We start from the raw sequence: 14,381 nt of genomic DNA on the forward strand, positions 1-14,381 counted from the left end.
TCAGGGTGGTGCTGGCGGTTCTTTGCAGCGGTGGGCGTGGATAAGCCAGCGCCCGCCGCGATCCACGCAGGCGTCGTAGTCGGCGAAGTCGGTGGACGGCGCCATCACCGCCGTGTTGTCGGCGCGGAAGGGCTGGCAAGACGCCAGCGCGGCGGTGCCGATGCAAAGCAGGGTGACGAGGCGTGCGGCACAGAGGCGAAGGCGTTGCGAACGGGGGACGTGGGGACGGCCGTCCATGGGCTCTCCAGCGATGACGGCTGGAAAGCCTAGGGTGCGGCCCCCGGCCGCGAACATTGGAAAATTCTGAAAAAAGCGGGCCTGACCTCAAAATGTGAGCGAGGTCACATCGGGCCAGGGATCAGGCCTTGCGTCCCCGCATCATGGTGATGATGCCCACGCCGACCAGGATGATCGCCATGCCGGCCAGGTCAAACGGCCCGACGTGCTCACCGGCCAGCGCCACGCCAAACAGCACCGCCACCGGCGGGTTCACGTAGGCATAGCTGGTGGCCAGCGCGGGCCGCACGGTCTTCAGCACATAGAGGTACGCGCTGAAGGCGATCAGCGAGCCGAACACCACGAGGTAGGCCAGGGCGGCCGTGGCCGATGTTTCAGGATGCGCCGGGAAACGCTCGCCATGCAGCAGCGCGATGATGCCGAGCGCGACGCTGGCGCAGAGCATCTGCGCGGCGGTGTTCATCGGGCCCTTGGGCATGTCCTGGCGCTTGGACCACACCGAGCCAAAGGCCCAGCACGACGCGGCGACGATCAGGGCGATCGCCCCGAGCGGCGAACCGGACAGGCCCGCACCCAGGTTCAGCACGATGACGCCGATGAAGCCGAGCACCAGCCCGGCGGTCTCGCCGCGCGAAGGCCACTCGCCGTAGAGGCCACCAAATACCGCCGCGAACAGCGGCATGCTGGCCACCGCCACGGCGGCGATGCCCGAACTCACCGACTGCTCGGCGAAGCAGACCAGGCCATTGCCACCGGCCAGCAGCAAGGTGCCGACGATGGCCGCGTTGCGCCACTGGCGTGCGGTGGGCAGGGTGGCGCCGCGGACGCGCAGCACGGCAAACAGCAGGACGCCGGCGATGGCGAAGCGCAGCGCCGCCAGCAGGAACGGCGGATAGCTCACCAGCGCATAGCGGATGCCCAGGTAGGTCGAGCCCCAGATGACATACAGCGCGAACAGCGACAGCGGCACCATCCACCGCGCGTCGGTAACGGCGGCGGTGGGCGTGGAAGAGGGCGAAGCGTCGGGCATGGGGAGGGCGAGCCAGGGTAAAGCGGAACGATATCGCCAGTGTGTGAAAGGCGGTAGCGAAATCGTCGCGGGTCAGCCTTGAGCGGCGCTCATCCCGCGCTCGGTCGCCAGCAGCTGGCGCTTGATCTCCAGGCCCCACCGCCAGCCGCCAAGGCTGCCGTCTTCGCGGATGATCCGATGGCACGGCACCAGCAGGGCCAGCTTGTTGCTGCCGCAGGCACGGCCGATCGCGCGCGCCGCCTTCGGTACGCCGAGCTTGGCGGCCAGCTCGCCGTAGCTCAGCGTCTCGCCGCGGGGAATGCGGATCAGGGCATCCCACACGCGCCACTGGAAGGCCGTGGCCGCTACGTCGAACGGTGGCATCGCCGGCGCATCGCGATCGCTCCAGCCGAGGTCGTGTGCGACACGGTCGATCACGGCGTCCAGCCATTCCTCGCGGCCGGCATCCACGCGCTCGCGCTCGGCGAGCGGGAACTCCCCGGCCAGCCGGGCTTCGAGTTCGGCGTCATCGGCGCCCAGGGTGACGGAGCAGATACCCCGCGACGTCGTGGCCACGAGCAGCTGCCCCAGCGGGGTGGCGGTGGTGGTGTAGCGGATGGAGGCACCGGCACCGCCGGCGCGATAGCTGGCAGGGGTCATGCCCAGCCGGCGGTCGCTTTCTTCGTAAACGCGGCTGCCGGAGCCGAAACCGGCGTCGTAGACAGCATCCGTCACCGCCGCACCCTTGCGCAGGGCCTCGCGGAGCTGGCCAAAACGGCGCTCACGGGCGTATTCCGCGGGGCTGACGCCAAAGCGGCGGCGGAAGGCGCGTTGCAGGTGGGTGGGGCTCAGGCCGGCAATGGCGGCCAGGCTGGCCAGGTCCGCGGGGGCCTCGTCCTTTTCCAGGGCAAGGCGTACGCGTTCCAGGGCATCGTCGGTCGGGGTGGTCATGGCGAGGGCGGGACGGTTCATGGTGGCCTCCTTCATAGGAGACCAGCGTACGGAGGCCGCCGTGGCCCGGCTATCCGGACCTTGCGCTGCTTAGTGGTGGACGGGGCGGCCCTGCTGGATCACCACGAACTCGCCCTCGAGCACGTCGGGATCCTTGGGGCGGGCCGCGGCCGGCTGCGGCGAGACGGTGCCGTTGCGACGGGCGGCGGCGAGCTGCCACTGGCGCACGGCAAGGAACACGACACCGCCGGCGATCAGCACGCCAATCACCACCACACCAAACACGAGCAGCACGCCAAGCACGGCCAGGCCGGCCACGAGGGACAGGGCGCGGGCCACTGGGTTACGCGAGCGGCGAAGGGGCGGAAAGACGAAGCGCATTGGTTAAAAATCCGTATGGCACAATGACATGCATGCGAGCCTCTTTACCTTGGGGCATCCCCACCCCATAGACAAGTGCCATGACCACTAGCGCCGACACCACCCCCCTGTGCCAGCTCGACGACATTCCCGATGGCAACGCCATCGAGGTAGAAGCCTATGTCGGCGGCGAGCCCGAGTCCCTGTTGGTGTACCGCCAGGGCGACGCCGTCAGCGCGTTCTATAACGTCTGCCCCCATGCGGGCCGGCGGCTGGACTACGCCCCGGGGAAGTTCCTCGTCCGCAACGGGCTGATCATCTGCGCGGCCCACGGCGCGACCTTCACCGCGGGCGATGGCAACTGCCAGACCGGCCCGTGCAAGGGCGACCGCCTCCGGGCGGTGCCGGTCACCGTCACCGACGGCACGGTCCACCTCGCCTGAGATTTTTCGGGTTGTCGGTCGGGCTCAGCGGTACATCAGGTTAATAGCCACCAGGGTCACCACCAGCATCAGGATCGTCAGCGGGATGCCCACGCGGAGGAAGTCCGCGGCGCGGTAGCCGCCCGGGCCCGCCACCATCATCAGCGCCGGGTGGCCTGACGAGAGCAGGAAGGTATTCGACGACGAGACGGCCACGATCAGCGCATAGGCCGACGGGTTGCCGCCGGTGGTCACCGCCACGCTGATGGCGATGGGCACCATCATCACCGTGGCGCCCACGTTGGACATCACCTGCGAGAACAGCAGGGTGAGCACGGCGATGGAGAGCTGCAGCGTCCACTGCGGTGCGTGGCCGAGCACCGCCAGCACTTCCTGGGCGATCCAGCTGGCCGTGCCGGTGGAGTCCATGGACCAGCCCAGCGGAATCAGGCAGGCGGTGACGAAGATCGTCTTCCAGTTAATGGCCTTATAGGCCTCGTCCATGTTCAGCACGCCGGTGAGCAGCATGCCCACCGCGCCGGTCATCATCGCCACCGACAGGTCCAGGTGGGTGAACAGGGCCAGGCACTTGGCCAGCACGAAGAAACCGACGGCCTGCCAGATCTTGCCGGGGCGCTGTTCTTCCTTGGGGATGTCGGTCACCACGACGATGTCGCGGTCTTCCTCGGCCAGCATCAGGTCGCGCCACTTGCTGTGCAGCACCAGCGTGTCACCGGCGCGCAGGGTCACGCCGCGGACGTCCTCGCGAAACACCTCGTCGCCACGATTCACGGCCAGCACCGAAATGCCGAAGCGCTTGCGCAGGCGCAGGTCGCCCACGGTCTGCTTGATGAAGCGCGAGCTTGGCGGCACCACGGCCTCGGAAATACCCGCCCGCGTGGTGTTGAACTGCTCGCCGAGCTGGCGCATGCGCATGGACACGCGGCACAGCTGGTTGTTGGCGAAGGCGTTGATCGCGTCCTTCGGAGCCAGCACGCCAAGCACGGTGCCCACCCAGATCATCTGGTCCGACGGCGGGGCCACGCGGCTTTCGTTGCCGTTCTTGATGGCCAGGATCAGCGGCGCGCCGTGCAGCTGTTCCACTTCACCGATACTCATGCCCACCAGCGGGCTTTCCGCCGTGACGGTCAGCTCGGCGATTTCACCGGCGATGCCATAGGTGTCGGCGAAGTAGCTCTCGGTACGGCCGGGGGTCACCTTCAGCCGCTCGTCTTCGCGCTCGGGCAGCAGCTTCTTCGAGAACAGCCAGAAGAACGCGATGCCGAGCAGCGCCAGGATCAGGCCCACCGGGGTGACGCTGAACAGGCCGAACTTCGGGATGGTGTGGGCGCCCGGGGGCAGGTTGCTGTTGGCGCTGGCGATCAGGTCGTTAAGGACGATCAGCGGCGAGTTGGCGATCAGCGTGGTGTTGGTGGCCGTCAGGATGCAGAAGGCCATGGGCAGCAGCAGCCGCGACATCGGCACGCCGGTGCGCGCGGAGAGGCGCGAGGTCACCGGGATCATCAGCGCCGCAAGGGCCTGGCTGGGGATCACGGCGCTGAACAGGCTGGTGACGCTGTTCACCACCACGCCCAGGCGCGATTCCATGCCGCGCGCCATGCGCATCACGAAGGAGGCGGTGAGGTTGAGTACGCCGGCGCGGTCCAGGCCGGCGCCCATGATCATGATGGCGATGATCGCGATGACGGCGTTACCGGCAAAGCCGTTGAACACCTGCTCGCCGGGGATCAGCCCGGTGAGGCCGATGGTGACCACCACCAGCAGCGCCACCATGTCGGCGCGGATCCACTCCAGCACGAGCATGAGCATGGTGAAGCCCACCAGGCCCAGCACGAGGATCATTTCAGGCGTGAGTGTTAGAGCCACTAGCCGGCAGTCCCGTTCCGGTCGATGGGGGCATGCGGTGGCATCGTCTCGCCAGGCTGCTGTCGATGGCGCAGAAGTATACGCGCTGGGGGTGGCTCCCGGCTGAAGAAGCGCACCCCTCGGTGTGGATCAGCGGCTCAGGTTGGAGACGGCCAGGTCGAGGATGCTGTCACCGCGGCCACTCATCACCGCCTTCAGCGCATACAGGCTGAAACCCTTCACCTGTTCGGCGGTGATCTTCGGCGGCATGGAGAGCTCCAGCCGGTTGCTCACCACGTCCAGCAGGGCGGGCCCATCGTGGGAGAGCACCTCAGCGATGGCCGAGGGCAGGTCCGAGGCGCGGGTTACCCGGCGGCCATGGATGCCGATGGCGTTGGCCATGGCGGCGAAGTCCGGGTTCTTCAGCTCCACGCCGGTCTCGATCAGGCCCGCGGCCTTCATTTCCAGCTCGACGAAGCCCAGCGTGCCGTTGTTGAGCACGATGACCTTCACCGGCAGCTTCTGCTGGGCCAGGGTGATCACGTCGCCCATCAGCATGGTGAAGCCGCCATCGCCCGAGAGCGAGATCACCTGTCGCGCGGGGAAGGCGGACTGCGCACCGATGGCCTGCGGCATGGCATTGGCCATGGAGCCGTGCACGAAGGACCCGAGCAGGCGGCGCTTGCCGTTCATCTGCAGGTAGCGGGCCGCCCAGATGGTCGGCGTGCCCACGTCGCAGGTGAACACGGCATCGTCCTCGGCCAGCTCGCTGACCAGCCGGGTCACCTGCTGCGGATGGATCAGGTCGCCGCGGATCTCGGAGAGCTCGTCGAGGTCCTTGCGGGCGCGGGCGTAGTGTTCGAGGCAGCGGTCGAGGTGGCCGCGCAGGCGCTTGGGCTCGATCCGGGGCAGCAGGGCACGAAGGGTCTCGCCCACGTCACCCACCACGCCCAGGTCCACCTGGCAGCGCCGGCCGATGTTGGCGGGGCGGATATCCACCTGGGCGATCCGCGCGTCCTCCGGGTAGAACTGGCGATAGGGGAAATCGGTGCCGAGCATCAGCAGCGTGTCGCAGTCTTCCATGGCGTGGTAGCCGGAGCTGAAGCCGATCAGGCCGGTCATGCCGACGTCGAACGGGTTGTCGTACTCGACGAACTCCTTGCCGCCGAGCGCATGCACGATCGGCGACTTCAGAGCGTCGGCCAGTGCGATCAGCTCGGCATGCGCGCCGGCGGTGCCGCGGCCGCAGAGCAGGGTGACGCGCTTGCCCGCGTTGAGCAGGGCGGCCAGTTCGTCGAGTTCGCGCTCGGCGGGGATCACCTTCGGGGCCGGCGGTAGCAGGCCCGCCCTGGGGGTCGGCTTCTTCACCGGCGACTTGCGCATGGCGACATCGCCCGGGATCACCACCACGGCCACGCCCCGCTGGCCCACCGCGGCACGAATGGCCGAATCGAGCACGTGGGGCATCTGCGCCGGATCCGAGACCATTTCGCAGTACACGCTGCACTCGCGGAACAGCTCCGTGGGATGGGTTTCCTGGAAGTAGCCGCTGCCGATTTCCGGGCTGGGGATATGCGCGGCGATGGCCAGCACCGGCGTGCGCGTGCGATGGCAATCAAACAGGCCGTTGATCAGGTGCAGGTTGCCGGGGCCGCAGCTGCCGGCGCACACCGCCAGCTCACCGGTGAGCTGGGCTTCGCCACCCGCCGCGAACGCGGCCACCTCTTCGTGGCGCACATGCACCCATTCGATGCGCTGGCGCTCGCGCAGGGAGTCCGTGATGGCGTTGAGGCTATCGCCTACCAGGCCATAAATGCGGCGGACGCCGGCTTGTTCGAGCGTTTCGGCGAAAAGGTCGGCCAGTGTCGAGATGGACATGCGGGGCTCCGTGGATGCACGAACCCTGACTATGCCCGTTTCAGGATCTACGGCTTGTCTAACCGTGCCATTCGTAGAGGAAATCCCAGACGCCATGGCCAAGACGCATGCCGCGGCGTTCGAAATGAGTTTCGATGCGCCATTCCGGCCGCTCGGCGACGGCACCCGGGCCCACGCGATTACGCCAGCCGGGCGCGGCTTCCATCACTTCGCGCATGTGCTCGGCGTAGGCTTCCCAGTCGGTGGCCAGGTGGAGCAGGCCACCCGGCGCCATGCGCGAGGCGAGCAGCGCCGCGAAGGCCGGCTGCACGAGACGGCGCTTGTTGTGCTTCTTCTTGTGCCACGGGTCCGGGAACCAGATGCGCACTTCGGAGAGGCTGCCGGGAGCGATCTCGTTCTCGAGCACTTCCACCGCATCGTGCTTGTACAGGCGCACGTTGGTGGCGTCGCGCGCGGCCAGCGCGTTCATGAGGCGGCCCACGCCGGGGCTGTGCACTTCCACGCCGATGTAATCGCGGGCCAGGTCGTGCTCGGAGGCCCAGGCCAGGGCCTCGCCGTTGCCGAAGCCGATTTCCAGCACGCGCGGCGCTTCGCGGCCAAACGTGGCGGGCAGGTCGCGCGGCGTGGCGGTGTAGTCCAGGCCAAAACGCGCCCAGTGGTCATCGAACGCGCGCTGCTGGGCCATCGTCATGCGGCCCTCGCGCAGCACGAAGCTGCGGATGCGGCGCAGGTACGGGGTCTCGCCCGGGGTGTCGTCGTGTTCCATGCTCAACCTACCAGTCCGTCCACGGGGCTCGATGCCGAGGCAAAGCGCTTGCGCGGGATGCGGCCCGCGCGGAAGGCCGCACGGCCGGCTTCCACCGCCAGCTTCATGGCATGGGCCATCAGCACCGGGTCTTTCGCGCCGGCGATGGCGGTGTTCATCAGCACGCCGTCGCAGCCCAGCTCCATCGCAATGGCCGCATCGGACGCCGTGCCGACGCCGGCATCGACGATGACCGGCACCTTCGCGTTCTCGACGATCTCGAGCAGGTTGTAGCGGTTCTGGATGCCCAGGCCCGAACCGATCGGCGCGGCCAGCGGCATGATCGCGGCGCAGCCGATCTCCTCGAGGCGGCGGGCCAGGATCGGATCGTCGGAGGTGTAGACCATGACGTCGAAGCCATCGGCCACGAGCTTCTCGGCAGCGACCAGGGTCTGCACCACGTCGGGGTAAAGCGTGCGCTCGTCGCCGAGCACTTCCAGCTTCACCAGGTTGTGGCCGTCCAGCAGTTCACGCGCCAGGCGGCAGGTGCGCACGGTGTCGTCGGCGGTGTAGCAGCCCGCGGTGTTCGGCAGCAGGGTGAAGCGATCCGGCGGCAGGGCATCCAGCAGGTTGGGCTGGCTGGCGTCCTGGCCGATGTTCACGCGGCGGATGGCCAGGGTGACGATCTGCGCGCCGGCGGCCTCGGTGGCGCGGCGGGTCTCGTCGAAGTCCTTGTACTTGCCGGTGCCGGTCAAAAGGCGCGAGTGAAACGTGCGCCCGGCCACGGTCAGCAGGTCGTCGCCGGCGGGGGAAAAAAGGTTCATGCGGGTCTTCCGTCGGTGGGCGGGGCGTCAGCCGCCGCCGATGGCGTGGACGATTTCCACCTTGTCGCCCTCGGCGAGCAGGTGGGTGGCGTGGGCGCTACGCGGCACGATGTCGAGGTTCACTTCCACGGCCACGCGCTTGCCGGCATAGCCAGCCGCCTCGAGCAGTGACGAAATCGAGCTACCGGGCGCGCAGTCGCGCGCTTCGCCGTTAAGGGTGATGTGCATCCACCGATTGTAGCCGCAGGCGCCGCCTAGAGCCCACGGCCACGCGTGGGCGTGCTGGCGCCGGGGGCGATGATCGGCCCCGGGCCGGAGCCGACCGAGCGGCCGTTGGAGCTGTTGTTCTGGCCTGGCGCAGGGAGGTAGGGGCGCGGCGGGGGCTCGTTGATGCTGGGGCGGGGTCCGTAGCCGTTACCGTAGCCATTCCCGTAGCCACCGTGGTCGTGGCGGCCGTCGTTGGTTTTCACCGGGGCGACGCCGAAGCGGGTGTTGTCCCGGTTCGTGTTATTCGAGCTGCCGCCGACGGTGACGGTATTGCCGGGGTTGGGTCGGTCCGGGCGGCCGTGGTCGTGGTCGCCGTCATGGCCCCCGTTATGGCCGTGGTCATGACCATTGCCGGGGCGGCCACCGCCCGGGTAGCCGCCGGTGTAGTAGCCGCCGCCGTAATAGCTGTTGTCCGCGTAGCCGCCATCGCCATAGCTGCCGCCCGACTGGCTGGACGAATAGCTCCCCGTGACGACCTGGCCGCCCACGTAGAGGCGGGCCGGCGTCGGCAGGGTGCCCGTGCTCACCGTCTCCCGCCGCTCCGGGGCCCCCGGGCCTGAGATGTAGCTCACCCCGGGCTTGGGCATGTTGGCCGTCGAGACCGTGCGCGACTGCGCCAGCGCCGAGCCGGCGCCCAGGACAAGCAGGATGGCGATGGATAGCGTGGCAAAGCGCATGGCGGCGGCCTCGTAAGAATTCCCCGCCCCGATTATGCGCCGGCCCCCGACACCCCGCGTGGGGCGAATCCGGCCTGTTCAGCCAGCCGCCACCTTTGCCCCCTGGGGGCCGGACGTATTAACATTCGCCGTCGATGCGGGTGTAGCTCAATGGTAGAGCTGTAGCTTCCCAAGCTACTGACGAGGGTTCGATTCCCTTCACCCGCTCCAGGTTCGTGCCATCCCGTCGCGCCGCCGGCCGCGACCTTCGAGTCCAGCAAGGACCGATCTCATCCCCTCCTGCATTAGTCCCGTCAGCGCCATTGTTCCGAGCAGCGTCCTGGGAGCGGCAGTTCCTTGTGCGTATTGAGGGGCTGAAATCAGCCTTTTAGCTCTACATTCGGCGTCAAGAGGCAGATAATTACCTCTTAAGGCGACATAGCCCTCTTGAGGGCGGAAACCTGCTCCTATGAACTTGACGACTTACAGCACAGTTGAAGAGCTTTCCGATCGCATCGGGAGCGCGCTCAGGCAGATGCGCTTAAGCAAAGGCCTCAAGCAGACGACGATTGCCGACAAGGCGGGTGTGTCGCCGCGTGCCGTCCGCGCACTCGAAGCCGGGGAGGGATCGTCCCTGTCGACGTTCTTAAGCGTAGTGAAGGCACTCGATGCGACAGACGTCCTTGATCTGCTTACAACGAAAAGTCAGGTCAGCCCCATGGCCATGCTCGCCAGCAGGCGTCGCCAACGATCACGGGGCTCTCGGTGATGCCAACACCGAAGCACATCGACGTGGTCGAAGTATGGATCTGAGGCATCCAACTTCATGACGGCGGCCGAACGCTTTTCTGTGCCAGGTGCGGAGAAGGTCATCGGTGAGGTCAATGAGGCGTTGGGTGAATGACAAGGCTTCGCGGCAGAAGCGGGCGTAAGCCTCGAGGAAATCGCGCGCATCGGCAAACTCCATCTCGCACTCTAGGCGAAGCGATACCGCGCGATTAGGTCTACTACATCACGTCTTATTGCAGTCGACACAATCATCTTTTTTCGCTCTTGGAGCGGTCCGATGGGTTGGAAGAGTTCCTGCGTGGCCCTGGCGGTCCTGGCACTCGCTGTGCAGACGCCGCTCGCATTGGCGCTGACAGGGGGCCCTCGAGGAAGCAACGGTGCGCACAGCTTGGGAGGGTCGAAGGAGGGAGTCGTTGAGATCCCGCTTTCCGACGGGCAGACGCAACGCGTACTTTATGCGACGCCGGCCCACGTGCGCGGGACGATTGTGATGCTCCCCGGGGGCGAGGGAAATGTCGGTCTTGAAGACGACGGCGACATTCGACATGGGCACAATTTCGTCGTGCGGACGCGATCGCTGTGGAACGCGCGAGGCTATGCGGTGCTGATTCCCGACACGGTAGACCACGCCAACCTGCGAGGCCGCCGGAGTACCCCCGAATACGCTCAGTTGGTTCGCGATCTCGTAACCTTCGCGCATCGGCGAATCAACCGTCCGGTGTTTCTCCTGGGAACGAGCCAGGGCTCGATCGCCGCGATGAACGGGGCCTCTCACGCAGAGCCCGACAGCATTGCTGGAGTGGTGCTAACCGAGTCCGTATCGGTCTTGGGTGGCAGCGGCGAAACCGTTTTTGACGCAGACCCGCGTGGCGTGCGCGTGCCTGCCTTGGTCGTCGCCAATCGCGACGATCGTTGCAATGTGGCCCCGCCCAGCGCCGCCCACAAGATTGCCCAGGCCATGTCGTCCAGCCATGACGTCACAATCATCGATGTGGAGGGTGGCATAGCCAGGTCCAGCACTGCATGTGGCTCGCTGACTCCGCACGGCTATTACGGGATCGAAGACGATGTGGTCTCGCGCATCGCGCAATGGTTGGACGACCACGCCGGTTGAGAACATCTACTAAGGCGATTGCGCTACGTGCCACCGCACGTGCGCCTCATTGACGAGATGTAGTGCCGCCTGCGTCATCGCAGCGACAGCATCCAAAGACATCGACATCTGCTTGCAGTCAACGACATCCGCCTCATGGACGAGGTCCGAGAGCGTGGCGGTGACGCCTCGTGAGTACTGAAGCCACTCGGTCGCCTCATTGAGAAGATCGTGGATCGAAGGGTCAACGCATGCCGCTTCTGACGATTGATCCGCAGTGTTCATGAAATTTCTCATGCCTAAATCCCTTTAAAGCCAACCGCGCTCTAACGTGGCACGACAGTCAACACGACCTGCCATGCCACGGACCATAGGATCGCGGGTTCACCGGCGGCCCTATCCGGGCACCGGGTGGCTTGATTGACGAAGTGGTTTGCGGCGACGACCGTCCGTGAGGCGTGCCAGGTGGGGCGCCTGCCTCATTCGATCAAGAATTGCCTCAAAGACGGCGGCGGCCGCGGTTCTTCAACCGTGCCTGCGGCTTATGCAGGCGGCCCGTTAACCGATGAGGTGTCGCCGGGGGGATTCGGCGGGCGGACGACTACCGTATGATCAGGGATAGCCACTATCGACTCCAGAACAGTTGGTTGTGGTTAGCAGGCCAGGCGGTGCTGTAACACCTCTGGCCTGCGACTTTCACCGCCGTGGCGGTGGTTGCTCGCGGTGCGCTGAGGGCGGAGGCGCGAGCAACGAGATGACCGTAGCAAATCGAATCCGCAATGTCTGTAGGGTTACGGCGTGGCTGACGAAACCGAAAGCGGCAAGGTGCGTGCGAGGCAATCCCGTAGCACGTGACCGGTCGCCCGCGCTCGAATCGCCGTCAGCCCGGGCTTCTCGTGCCAAGGTTCGACACCTTATGTAAGACTTCTTTAATAAGGACGGCGCTTATGTAAGAGGTCTTACATAAGGAAGCTGCCCACCCTCTCCATAGGCCTTCCAGCACTGGTTCCACCCGCTCGGCCTCAGTAATTTCTCACCCGGGTTAACAGGGAGTACGCCATGAGAACGCTATTCAATCTGCTGTGGTTTGTCCTGGGTGGTTTCGTGATGGGCGTGGGCTGGTGGCTTGCCGGCCTGCTGGCCATGATCACGATCGTGGGCATCCCCTGGGCACGTGCCTGCTTTGTCATCGGGCAGTTCGCCTTCTTCCCGTTTGGCAAGGAAGCGATCAACCGCGCGGAGTATTCCGGACGCCACGACATCGGCACGAGTGGGCTAGGCTTTATCGGCAACGTCATCTGGTTTTTGTTCGCCGGCCTGTGGCTCGCGATCGGTCATGTGACGTCGGCCATCGCTTGCTTCGTCACCATCATCGGCATTCCGTTCGGCATCCAGCACCTGAAGCTCGCCGGCATCGCGCTGGCGCCGATCGGAAAGACGATCGTCAGCGTTGAGATGGCGGACGCCTCGCGTCGCTACAACGCGCAGGCGGCTGTATCGCGCATGCGCGGAGGCTTTTGATCGCGTAGCAAGCACTGACATGTGTGGAGAACAGAAAAGGGGCGCAACGACACCGTTGCGCCCCTTTTTGCTTACCGAATTCATCGCTTCGGTAGCATGATGTCATTCACAAAGGAGATGTGCTGATGTCCAAGGGGTTCCGATGCATCGCTGTCGCCATGCTGGCGATCCTCCCCGCCGTCGTTCTGGCGGCCACTGAGCCGCTAGGGGTCACCGTTCGAGCGTCCACTGACCGCGGCGACAGGGAGACGGGGGTTGTCGTGGTTTCGGTGACCAACCAGTCCAATCGCCCCCTCCTCATCCTGATGGCCGACAGCGCATTATTCACGGATAGCGACAAGCTGATGAATGATGTCATGGTGGTGACGGCGAGCGATGGGGCGGCAGTCGCATACGAAGGGCGCGCATCTCGTCCTGCCGTTGGCGAACGCAGGGCTTACCTGGTCCTTGAGCCTGGCGAGACGAAAAGCTCGCGGGTCGATCTGCCGGCCAACTACGCTGTCGACGGGGGTAGCTACACGGTTTCCTACGTGCAGCGATACATCGAAGAGGAAGAGTTCAGCCCGGATGGCGCGACGGCTCATGAGGTGCGCAGCAATCCGTTGGTGCTTTATGTGAACGCGAGCCTGATTCAGGGCAACAGGGCATTGAAGACGTCATCAACGGCGACTGCGGTGCCGGTACCGGGTGCCGCAGCTGGCACTCCTTTTGTTCATCAGCGCATCAATCGCGAAACGGATTAATCACACTGACGCTGTGCTCGACGACCAGCCCGTGGTGCATGTCTTCAGACCAGACCAGTGTTGCACCAGCGTCTATCGCGGTAGCGATGATCGTCGCATCGTAGATCGATAGTTGATAGCGGCCGGCCAGTCGTCTTGCTGTGTCGTGCATGTGCTCGGTTAGTCCGGCGATCGGGCAGAAGTGTCGGACACCTGCGAGGAATGCATCGATGTCTTCCCACGACATGCGGGCTCTGTTCCGGCAGATGTTGGCGACTTCATTAAGCGTTTGCACGCTGACGAACGGTCGACGGGCGAGCAGCGCTTCTACGCGATCGCGTTTCGCACGGTCGGACGAAAGAAGCTGAAGAATCACACCGCTGTCGAGAAGGGCGCGCTCTTCCATCAGCGTGCGTTCGCTTCCTCACGCTCAAAGCGGAAGTCCGCGGGCAGACGGTCGCCGAGTGCTCGCAAGCGCTGCAGCACTTCTTCATCGCGCGCACGGCGCTCGACGGCGAAGGCACGGTCGCCTTTCGGATAAAGCACGACGTCGTCGCCGTCCTTCAGATCCAGCGCTTCGACGACGGCAGCCGGGAGGCGGATGCCCAGGCTGTTGCCCCACTTCGAAACTCGCATGGCTTCCTCCTTGGATATACACGATGCCGAAGTATATCCATGGATCGACTCAGGGATCGACACGGGCTGAATGGAAGCAGGCTCCTGGCGTCCTGCATGCCGAATACGCCCACTCCGCGTCAGCTCTTCTGCGTACTTTCCGCCCAACCCGGGCGCTACGCTACGAACTCCAACCACCACTGCGGAGTTCTACCCATGCGTACCGTCATTCGTTCGGCCGTTGCTTTCGCTTCGTTCGCTGTTGTCCTGGCTTCGGGTTCGGCCATGGCCGTCACCGCGTCCTCTGCTCGCGTGGGTCACGCGGCGACGATCGACCTCAAGGCACTGCTGGTGCCGGTGAAGTGCAAGAACCCTGCGGAGTGCAGCGTCAAGAACCCGTAACGCCAGGGGCGTCATGGGTACGGG

General features: G+C 65.6%; 19 protein-coding genes and 1 tRNA gene. 7 read left to right on the forward strand and 13 right to left on the reverse strand.

Going from position 1 to position 14,381, the window contains the following annotated elements:
- From FIV34_RS02980 to FIV34_RS02995, 4 genes are all read right to left on the reverse strand, one after another.
- The gene (locus FIV34_RS02980; RefSeq protein WP_139979535.1) at positions 1–237 is read right to left on the reverse strand and encodes a hypothetical protein; all 237 of its coding nucleotides are present in this window, start codon (positions 235–237) and stop codon (positions 1–3) included.
- 121 nt (positions 238–358) lie between these two features.
- Positions 359–1,267 (reverse strand): drug/metabolite exporter YedA, encoded by a 909-nt coding sequence (yedA, locus tag FIV34_RS02985; RefSeq protein WP_139979537.1) that lies wholly within the window; start codon positions 1,265–1,267, stop codon positions 359–361.
- 72 nt (positions 1,268–1,339) lie between these two features.
- The gene (locus FIV34_RS02990; RefSeq protein ID WP_246058734.1) at positions 1,340–2,218 is read right to left on the reverse strand and encodes a methylated-DNA--[protein]-cysteine S-methyltransferase; all 879 of its coding nucleotides are present in this window, start codon (positions 2,216–2,218) and stop codon (positions 1,340–1,342) included.
- Between the two features lie 69 nt (positions 2,219–2,287).
- Entirely contained in the window at positions 2,288–2,578 is a 291-nt protein-coding gene (locus FIV34_RS02995; RefSeq protein ID WP_139979539.1) for a hypothetical protein, read from the reverse strand.
- Positions 2,579–2,658: 80 nt separating this feature from the next.
- Here FIV34_RS02995 and FIV34_RS03000 point away from each other — a divergent pair, with 80 nt between their 5' ends.
- Positions 2,659–3,000 carry a Rieske (2Fe-2S) protein gene (locus FIV34_RS03000; protein ID WP_139979541.1) on the forward strand — a complete coding sequence of 114 codons (342 nt, stop codon included), beginning with the start codon at positions 2,659–2,661 and terminating at the stop codon, positions 2,998–3,000.
- Between the two features lie 24 nt (positions 3,001–3,024).
- Here FIV34_RS03000 and FIV34_RS03005 read toward each other — a convergent pair whose 3' ends face one another.
- The 6 genes from FIV34_RS03005 to FIV34_RS03030 all read right to left on the reverse strand — a co-directional run bounded on the left by FIV34_RS03005 (position 3,025) and on the right by FIV34_RS03030 (position 9,236).
- Positions 3,025–4,842, reverse strand: a complete 1,818-nt coding sequence (locus FIV34_RS03005) for an SLC13 family permease (RefSeq protein ID WP_139985633.1) — start codon at positions 4,840–4,842, stop codon at positions 3,025–3,027.
- 153 nt (positions 4,843–4,995) lie between these two features.
- Positions 4,996–6,708 (reverse strand): ubiquinone-dependent pyruvate dehydrogenase, encoded by a 1,713-nt coding sequence (gene poxB, locus FIV34_RS03010; protein WP_211352760.1) that lies wholly within the window; start codon positions 6,706–6,708, stop codon positions 4,996–4,998.
- Positions 6,709–6,781: 73 nt separating this feature from the next.
- Entirely contained in the window at positions 6,782–7,489 is a 708-nt protein-coding gene (trmB, locus tag FIV34_RS03015; protein ID WP_139979545.1) for a tRNA (guanosine(46)-N7)-methyltransferase TrmB, read from the reverse strand.
- A gap of 2 nt (positions 7,490–7,491) precedes the next feature.
- The gene (locus FIV34_RS03020; protein ID WP_139979547.1) at positions 7,492–8,292 is read right to left on the reverse strand and encodes a thiazole synthase; all 801 of its coding nucleotides are present in this window, start codon (positions 8,290–8,292) and stop codon (positions 7,492–7,494) included.
- 27 nt (positions 8,293–8,319) lie between these two features.
- Positions 8,320–8,520, reverse strand: a complete 201-nt coding sequence (gene thiS, locus FIV34_RS21095) for a sulfur carrier protein ThiS (RefSeq protein WP_139979549.1) — start codon at positions 8,518–8,520, stop codon at positions 8,320–8,322.
- 26 nt (positions 8,521–8,546) lie between these two features.
- On the reverse strand, positions 8,547–9,236 hold the full coding sequence (locus FIV34_RS03030; RefSeq protein WP_139979551.1) for a hypothetical protein: 690 nt from the start codon (positions 9,234–9,236) through the stop codon (positions 8,547–8,549).
- Between the two features lie 136 nt (positions 9,237–9,372).
- Here FIV34_RS03030 and FIV34_RS03035 point away from each other — a divergent pair.
- The 3 genes from FIV34_RS03035 to FIV34_RS03045 all read left to right on the forward strand — a co-directional run bounded on the left by FIV34_RS03035 (position 9,373) and on the right by FIV34_RS03045 (position 11,118).
- Positions 9,373–9,446: transfer RNA gene (locus FIV34_RS03035), tRNA-Gly, on the forward strand.
- Between the two features lie 304 nt (positions 9,447–9,750).
- Complete coding sequence (locus FIV34_RS21460) at positions 9,751–9,984, forward strand: helix-turn-helix domain-containing protein (RefSeq protein ID WP_425462915.1); 234 nt, start codon at positions 9,751–9,753, stop codon at positions 9,982–9,984.
- Between the two features lie 345 nt (positions 9,985–10,329).
- On the forward strand, positions 10,330–11,118 hold the full coding sequence (locus tag FIV34_RS03045; protein WP_211352699.1) for an alpha/beta hydrolase: 789 nt from the start codon (positions 10,330–10,332) through the stop codon (positions 11,116–11,118).
- A gap of 9 nt (positions 11,119–11,127) precedes the next feature.
- Here the strand turns inward: FIV34_RS03045 and FIV34_RS03050 are convergent, their stop codons facing one another.
- Positions 11,128–11,394 carry a hypothetical protein gene (locus FIV34_RS03050; RefSeq protein ID WP_139979555.1) on the reverse strand — a complete coding sequence of 89 codons (267 nt, stop codon included), beginning with the start codon at positions 11,392–11,394 and terminating at the stop codon, positions 11,128–11,130.
- Positions 11,395–12,156: 762 nt separating this feature from the next.
- Between FIV34_RS03050 and FIV34_RS03055 the strand changes: the two genes are divergently transcribed.
- Positions 12,157–12,618: a YccF domain-containing protein gene (locus FIV34_RS03055; protein WP_139979557.1), complete on the forward strand. Its 462-nt coding sequence runs from the start codon at positions 12,157–12,159 to the stop codon at positions 12,616–12,618.
- Between the two features lie 125 nt (positions 12,619–12,743).
- Positions 12,744–13,361 (forward strand): hypothetical protein, encoded by a 618-nt coding sequence (locus FIV34_RS03060; RefSeq protein ID WP_139979559.1) that lies wholly within the window; start codon positions 12,744–12,746, stop codon positions 13,359–13,361.
- On the opposite strand, the gene FIV34_RS03065 is transcribed toward FIV34_RS03060, so the two are convergent.
- Together FIV34_RS03065 and FIV34_RS03070 are read right to left on the reverse strand one after the other, a co-directional pair.
- Positions 13,342–13,746 (reverse strand): PIN domain-containing protein, encoded by a 405-nt coding sequence (locus FIV34_RS03065; protein WP_139979561.1) that lies wholly within the window; start codon positions 13,744–13,746, stop codon positions 13,342–13,344. The genes FIV34_RS03060 and FIV34_RS03065 overlap by 20 nt on opposite strands.
- On the reverse strand, positions 13,746–13,976 hold the full coding sequence (locus tag FIV34_RS03070) for an AbrB/MazE/SpoVT family DNA-binding domain-containing protein (protein ID WP_139979563.1): 231 nt from the start codon (positions 13,974–13,976) through the stop codon (positions 13,746–13,748). Before FIV34_RS03070 ends, FIV34_RS03065 begins: the two co-directional genes overlap by 1 nt.
- A 195-nt stretch (positions 13,977–14,171) precedes the next feature.
- On the opposite strand from FIV34_RS03070, the gene FIV34_RS03075 reads away from it, so the two are divergent.
- A complete protein-coding gene (locus FIV34_RS03075) occupies positions 14,172–14,357 on the forward strand; it encodes a hypothetical protein (RefSeq protein WP_139979565.1) in 186 nt (61 codons plus the stop codon).
- The last annotated feature ends 24 nt before the right edge of the window (positions 14,358–14,381 follow it).

Source organism: Luteibacter pinisoli (genome assembly GCF_006385595.1).
Classification (GTDB): domain Bacteria; phylum Pseudomonadota; class Gammaproteobacteria; order Xanthomonadales; family Rhodanobacteraceae; genus Luteibacter; species Luteibacter pinisoli.

What these genes read in the sequence shown, in the direction of transcription:
- FIV34_RS02980 (WP_139979535.1), bottom strand. Translation starts at nt 237, where the DNA reads ATGGACGGCCGTCCCCACGTCCCCCGTTCGCAACGCCTTCGCCTCTGT.
- yedA (WP_139979537.1), bottom strand. Translation starts at nt 1,267, where the DNA reads ATGCCCGACGCTTCGCCCTCTTCCACGCCCACCGCCGCCGTTACCGAC.
- FIV34_RS02990 (WP_246058734.1), bottom strand. Translation starts at nt 2,218, where the DNA reads ATGAACCGTCCCGCCCTCGCCATGACCACCCCGACCGACGATGCCCTG.
- FIV34_RS02995 (WP_139979539.1), bottom strand. Translation starts at nt 2,578, where the DNA reads ATGCGCTTCGTCTTTCCGCCCCTTCGCCGCTCGCGTAACCCAGTGGCC.
- FIV34_RS03000 (WP_139979541.1), top strand. Translation starts at nt 2,659, where the DNA reads ATGACCACTAGCGCCGACACCACCCCCCTGTGCCAGCTCGACGACATT.
- FIV34_RS03005 (WP_139985633.1), bottom strand. Translation starts at nt 4,842, where the DNA reads ATGATCCTCGTGCTGGGCCTGGTGGGCTTCACCATGCTCATGCTCGTG.
- trmB (WP_139979545.1), bottom strand. Translation starts at nt 7,489, where the DNA reads ATGGAACACGACGACACCCCGGGCGAGACCCCGTACCTGCGCCGCATC.
- FIV34_RS03020 (WP_139979547.1), bottom strand. Translation starts at nt 8,292, where the DNA reads ATGAACCTTTTTTCCCCCGCCGGCGACGACCTGCTGACCGTGGCCGGG.
- thiS (WP_139979549.1), bottom strand. Translation starts at nt 8,520, where the DNA reads ATGCACATCACCCTTAACGGCGAAGCGCGCGACTGCGCGCCCGGTAGC.
- FIV34_RS03030 (WP_139979551.1), bottom strand. Translation starts at nt 9,236, where the DNA reads ATGCGCTTTGCCACGCTATCCATCGCCATCCTGCTTGTCCTGGGCGCC.
- FIV34_RS21460 (WP_425462915.1), top strand. Translation starts at nt 9,751, where the DNA reads ATGCGCTTAAGCAAAGGCCTCAAGCAGACGACGATTGCCGACAAGGCG.
- FIV34_RS03050 (WP_139979555.1), bottom strand. Translation starts at nt 11,394, where the DNA reads ATGAGAAATTTCATGAACACTGCGGATCAATCGTCAGAAGCGGCATGC.
- FIV34_RS03055 (WP_139979557.1), top strand. Translation starts at nt 12,157, where the DNA reads ATGAGAACGCTATTCAATCTGCTGTGGTTTGTCCTGGGTGGTTTCGTG.
- FIV34_RS03060 (WP_139979559.1), top strand. Translation starts at nt 12,744, where the DNA reads ATGTCCAAGGGGTTCCGATGCATCGCTGTCGCCATGCTGGCGATCCTC.
- FIV34_RS03065 (WP_139979561.1), bottom strand. Translation starts at nt 13,746, where the DNA reads ATGGAAGAGCGCGCCCTTCTCGACAGCGGTGTGATTCTTCAGCTTCTT.
- FIV34_RS03070 (WP_139979563.1), bottom strand. Translation starts at nt 13,976, where the DNA reads ATGCGAGTTTCGAAGTGGGGCAACAGCCTGGGCATCCGCCTCCCGGCT.
- FIV34_RS03075 (WP_139979565.1), top strand. Translation starts at nt 14,172, where the DNA reads ATGCGTACCGTCATTCGTTCGGCCGTTGCTTTCGCTTCGTTCGCTGTT.